At 63.4% G+C, this 5,615-nt stretch carries 5 protein-coding genes and 1 pseudogene; 3 read left to right on the plus strand and 3 right to left on the minus strand.

What is annotated here, in order from left to right; translation table 11 throughout:
• On the plus strand, positions 1-480 hold a 480-nt coding region (locus tag NDI87_RS16065; protein WP_296276502.1), incomplete at its 5' end, for a response regulator transcription factor.
• Positions 481-646: 166 nt separating this feature from the next.
• Positions 647-2,089, plus strand: coding sequence for a sensor histidine kinase (locus NDI87_RS16070; RefSeq protein WP_296276504.1), 1,443 nt, complete (start codon positions 647-649; stop codon positions 2,087-2,089).
• A 53-nt stretch (positions 2,090-2,142) separates the two neighbouring features.
• Here the strand turns inward: NDI87_RS16070 and NDI87_RS16075 are convergent, their stop codons facing one another.
• The 3 genes and pseudogenes from NDI87_RS16075 to NDI87_RS16085 form a co-directional block, all read right to left on the minus strand.
• Positions 2,143-2,565 (minus strand): hypothetical protein, encoded by a 423-nt coding sequence (locus NDI87_RS16075; protein WP_296276506.1) that lies wholly within the window; start codon positions 2,563-2,565, stop codon positions 2,143-2,145.
• Positions 2,566-2,577: 12 nt separating this feature from the next.
• Positions 2,578-3,396, minus strand: coding sequence for a biotin--[acetyl-CoA-carboxylase] ligase (locus NDI87_RS16080; RefSeq protein ID WP_296276507.1), 819 nt, complete (start codon positions 3,394-3,396; stop codon positions 2,578-2,580).
• Between the two features lie 9 nt (positions 3,397-3,405).
• Positions 3,406-3,870: pseudogene (locus NDI87_RS16085) on the minus strand (SET domain-containing protein-lysine N-methyltransferase); the annotation flags it as partial.
• Between the two features lie 99 nt (positions 3,871-3,969).
• Here NDI87_RS16085 and NDI87_RS16090 point away from each other — a divergent pair.
• Positions 3,970-5,615 (plus strand): DNA topoisomerase III (locus NDI87_RS16090; RefSeq protein WP_296276509.1); only part of this gene is annotated, 1,646 nt, incomplete at its 3' end.

Here is a 5,615-nt window from a genome sequence, read left to right on the forward strand (position 1 = left end):
CGCCTGCGTTCCCGCGGCTCAACCTTGCCGGTGCTGATCCTGACGGCTGCTGACAGCATCGAAGAGCGCGTCAAGGGACTCGATTACGGTGCCGACGACTACATGGCCAAACCCTTCAGCCTGCAGGAACTCGAAGCCCGGGTGCGCGCCTTGAGCCGGCGCGGCATGGGCGCGGCCAGCAGCACCATCAAGCACGGGCCGCTGATTTATGACCAGGGTGGCCGCGTCGCCAGCATCGATGGCGTCATGCTCGAACTGTCGGCGCGTGAGCTTGGCCTGCTCGAGGTCCTGCTGCAGCGCGCCGGCCGGCTGGTCAGCAAAGACCAGTTGGTGGAGCGCCTGTGCGAATGGGGCGAAGAGGTCAGCAACAACGCCATTGAGGTCTACATCCACCGCCTGCGCAAGAAGATCGAAAAAGGCCCGATCCGCATCGCCACCGTGCGCGGTCTGGGCTATTGCCTCGAAAAGATCCCGGGCTGAACATGACCCCCACGCTTGTCGCTGCGCGTACTGCGCTGTACAAGACTCAGCCAGAGGCTACGTCCCTTCTGTCCGTCCAATCCTGCGCAGGCAGGATTGGAGCCGCGGCCCTCAGCCCCTCAGGGGCTGGCCTTGCTTGGGGCGGCCCGGCGCTGCGGTCGTTGTAGTGATGGTCAATCCGCGCGAGCAACGCTCGCTGTTTGGTGAAATTCTGGACTGGATGCTCACGCCGCTGCTGTTGCTGTGGCCGCTGAGCCTGGTCATGACCTGGCTGGTGGCGCAAAACATAGCAGGCAAACCGTTCGACCGCGCCCTCGAATACAACGTCCGGGCCATGGCGCAGCTGATCACCATCCAGAACGAGCGCGCCCAGTTTGCCTTGCCCCGGCCCGCACGCGAATTGCTGCGCGCCGATGATTCCGACACGGTGTACTACCAGGTGCTGGGCCCGCGCAGCGAATTCCTCAGCGGCGAACGCGACTTGCCGCCCCCCCCGATGATCGAACCCGTGGTACTTGACGAGGTACGCATTCGTGACGACGTGATCAGGGGCTTTGATGTCAAGGTGGCGTATTTATGGGTGACCTTGCCCATTCCCGATAGCCAACCCGCCCTGGTTCAGGTGGCCGAAACCCTGGAGAAGCGCTCGGTGCTGGCCACCGAGATCGTCAAGGGCGTGATGCTGCCGCAGTTTGTCATCCTGCCCCTGGCCGTGTTGCTGGTATGGCTGGCGCTGGTGCAGTCCATCAAGCCCCTGCACCAACTGGAAGAGCGCATCCGCGCCCGCAAACCCGACGACCTGAGTCCGATCGACGCGCAAATCGTGCCCATGGAGGTGGCGCCGCTGGTAGAGTCTGTCAACGACCTGCTGTTGCGTCTGACCGACTCCATTGCCACTCAGAAACGTTTTCTGGCCGATGCCGCGCACCAGCTCAAAACCCCCCTGGCGGGGCTGCGCATGCAGGCCGAGATCGCGCAGCGCGAAGGCGCCAGTGCCGAAGACCTGAAACACTATTTGCGCCAGATTGGCCGCGCCAGCATTCGCGCCACCCACAGCGTCAACCAGTTGCTGTCACTGGCGCGCGCCGAAAGCAATGGCTCGGTCATGCCAAGGGTGGTGTGCGATCTGGCCGAACTGACGATGTCGGTGGTGCGCGACTGCGTGCCCCGCGCGCTGGAAAAACACATTGATCTCGGCTACGAAGGCACCCAGCCCGGCACGCCCAGTTGCACCGTGCTGGGCAACCCGACCCTGCTCAAGGAAATGGTGCGCAACCTGGTTGACAACGCCATCAACTACACCCCGTCGAGCCTGGAAAAACCAGGAGTGATCACGGCACGTGTGCTCACCGACCCCTTTGGCCAGACCCTGGTGCTGCAAGTTGAAGACTCCGGCCCCGGCGTGCCCGAGGCCGAGCGTGAACTGATTTTCCAGCCCTTTTACCGTGCCTTGGGGACCGAGGCCGATGGCTCCGGCCTGGGTCTGCCGATCGTTCTTGAAATTGCCCAACAACACCAGGCCAGCGTCAGCCTGGAAGAAACCCGGCCCGGCCAGACACCCCCTGGCGCCCGTTTTGTGGTGCGTTTCAGCGCCCTGGGTGCAACTTAATCAGTTGGGGTCAGAGCACGTCGCTGCGCGAGTGGTCTGACCCGCAAGTTTTTCTAAGGGCAGGGTTCAAGCGCCCCAGAGGGCAACACGGCCCTGAGTTCAGGCAACTGGTCTTGCAGCGTTTCGCTCAAGGCCGGCAAACGCAGGCGCAAGCCTTGGCCATCGGCCTGTTTCATCAGCAGCCAGCTTTCTGGCGGCCATGAAGTTTGCAGAAGGCTGCGCACCACCTCGGCTTGCGCCTCGTCCAGGGGCCCGCTTTGCAGACACAGGGTGTCTTCGGACGGCTCTTGCAAAGACGCCCGCCTGGCCTCGTCCGGGCTCAGCAAGGTGATCGACTCAGGGCGGATTTGTTGCGCCAGGCGCTGCGGCTCACGCTGTTGTGCAGGCCCAAAGCCATAAGACAGCAGCCAGCCCTGCGCCCACGACCAGTACAGGACATTGAGCAGCAGCAACAGCCAGACCAGCGTGCGCGCCATCAGTTCTGCGCCTCACACATGGCCATAGCCAGGGTTGGGCTGGACACGCACGCTGACCTCGGCGCTGGTGATACGCAGCACGCCTTGTGCGCTGGCGACCCGCAGCGCGCCGCTGGCGTCCACACCCTGCGCCACCCCTTGCAAGCCATCACTGAGCATGACCGGCACTTGTGCCAGTGCATCACGCTTGTTGAAAACCTGCTGAAACGGCGCAAAACCGTGCGTCTCGAACTTCTGCACGGTCTGCACCAGCGGGGCGGCAATGCGCAACAAGGCCTGCGTCGCATCCACGCCCGGCAGCAACTCCAGCAAACCGACCGGGGCAGTTGACAAGCCGGTCGCATCAGGCGTCAGCAGGTTGAGGCCCACACCAATCACCACATAGCGACTGGCACCGGCTTCTCCCCGGTTGACGGTTTCGATCAAAATGCCAGCCAGCTTGCGGTCATGCCACCACAGGTCGTTGGGCCACTTCAGGCAAATGCCGGGGTGCAGACTCTGTGCCACGCTCAAGCCCACCGCCAGCGACAGCCCAGACCAGTCGGCGGGCGCCAGATTCAGGCCCAGGGAAAAGGTCAAGGCTTTGGGCGCACTGCCACTTGAAGCGCCACTGTGCCATTGCCGCCCCAGGCGGCCGCGCCCGGCGGTTTGCTGCTCCGCCACCAGCAGCACGGGCTCCAGCCGACCGGCGCGGGCGCGGCGCATCAGCTCGGAATTGGTCGAGTCAACTTCCGGCAAGACCTCCACGGTAAAACCCGGCAGGGCAGGGGCCACGGCTTCCCAGATGGCCTCGGCAGGCCAGCGCACGGGCTGAACGGGTGTCGTGGCCATGGTCTAGCGCCGTTTGGGTGCCAGCAGGGTGCCACGGCAGGTTGCCGCGCCGCACCAGCAGGGGTACTCGGCCTTGAGCTTTTTGGTGTAACGCTCCTCGATGATCAGGCCGTAGTCGTAGTTGAGCTCTTCACCGGCGGCAATGTCGCGCAATGCCTTGATGAAAATACGGCCGTCCTGCTCGTCAGCCTCGCAATTAGGGTCGCAGGCATGGTTGATCCAGCGTGACGAGTTGCCGCCATACAGCGCGTCAATCACGCGGCTTTCGTCAATGTGAAAATAAAACGTGTGGTTCGGGTTCTGCGGGTCGTGCGGGTGCCGCGCCTGGGCTTCTTCCCAGGTGATGATCTCGCCCACGTACTCGACCAGGGTGTCACCGGCGGCGATGTCCTGCACCGCATAGACGCCCTTGCCATGGACAGCGGAGCGGCGCACCTGGATGCGGCGGGGATGGGTGGGCGATTTTTTTGACACGTTAAAAAATTTGGTATCGTGGACTCGTATGGGTGCGCGTGTGCGTACCTGCCTGTGTGCGCCCGCCCGTGCGAGCGCGAGAAAATGGATTGTAGTCAGATGAAAACATTGATCATTGCTGAAAAGCCTTCGGTCGCGCAAGACATCGTGCGCGCCCTGACGCCCGTGTCGGGCAAGTTCGAGAAGCACGACGAGCATTTTGAAAACGACACCCACGTGGTGACCAGCGCGGTCGGCCACCTGGTGGAAATCCAGGCGCCCGAAGCCTTTGACGTGAAGCGTGGCAAGTGGAGCTTTGCCCACCTGCCGGTGATTCCGCCGCACTTCGACCTCAAGCCCGTCGATAAGACCAAAACCCGGCTCAACGCGGTGGTGAAGCAGGCCAAGCGCAAAGACGTCGGCCAGCTTATCAACGCCTGCGACGCCGGGCGCGAAGGCGAGCTGATCTTCCGACTGATCGAGCAGTACGCCGGCGGCGCCAAACCGCTGGGCAAACCCGTTCAGCGCTTGTGGCTGCAAAGCATGACGCCGCAAGCCATTCGCGACGGTTTTCAACACCTGCGCTCCAACGCCCAGATGCAGCCGCTGGCCGATGCCGCGCGCTGCCGCAGCGAGGCCGATTGGCTGGTCGGCATCAACGGCACGCGGGCGCTGACGGCCTTCAACTCGCGTGACGGCGGTTTCTTTCTGACCACCGTGGGCCGGGTGCAAACGCCCACCCTCAGCGTGGTGGTGGAGCGCGAGGAAAAAATCCGCAAATTTGTCAGCCGCGACTACTGGGAGATCCACGCCAGCTTTGCCGCGCAGGCCGGTGACTACCCGGCCAAATGGTTTGACCCAACCTGGAAGCGGGCAGCGGCCAATGCGGCTGCGGGCAATGACGAGGTGGACGCCGAACTCAAGGCCGACCGGCTCTGGAGCCAGCGCGAAGCCCAGGCCATTGCCGATGCCGTGCGCGGCCAGCAGGCCACCGTGACCGAGGAAAGCAAACCAACGACGCAGGTGTCGCCGCTGCTGTTTGACCTGACCAGCCTGCAGCGCGAGGCCAACGGCAAATTTGGCTTCAGCGCCAAGACCACGCTGTCGATTGCGCAAAGCCTGTACGAACGCCACAAGGCACTGACTTATCCGCGAACCGACTCGCGCGCGCTGCCCGAAGACTATGTGCCGGTGGTCAAGCAGACCTTCGAGATGCTGGCGGACAGCGGCATGAAGCATCTGGCGCCACACGCACGCACGGCGCTCAACAACAGCTACGTGCGCCCCAGCAAGCGCATTTTTGACAACGCCAAGGTCAGCGACCACTTTGCCATCATCCCGACGCTGCAGGCGCCGCACGGTTTGAGCGAGACCGAGCAAAAAATTTACGACCTGGTGGTGCGCCGCTTCATGGCGGTGTTTTTCCCGGCCGCCGAATACCAGATCACGACGCGTATTTCAACCGCTGTCGGTCATAGTTTCAAGACCGAAGGCAAGGTGCTGGTGAAACCGGGCTGGCTGGCGATTTACGGCAAGGAAGCCGCCGAAGAAAGCAAGGACGGCGACGACAAGAATCCGGGCAACCTGGTGCCGGTGGCACCGGGCGAACGGGTCAAGGCCGAAGCGGTGGACCCCAAGGCCCTGAAAACCCGGCCGCCGGCGCGCTACACCGAGGCCACCCTGCTCGGCGCCATGGAGGGCGCTGGCAAAACCGTGGAAGACGACGAGTTGCGCGAGGCCATGCAGGAAAAAGGCCTGGGTACCCC

It is taken from the genome of Rhodoferax sp. (assembly GCF_023701345.1).
Lineage (GTDB): Bacteria > Pseudomonadota > Gammaproteobacteria > Burkholderiales > Burkholderiaceae_C > Rhodoferax.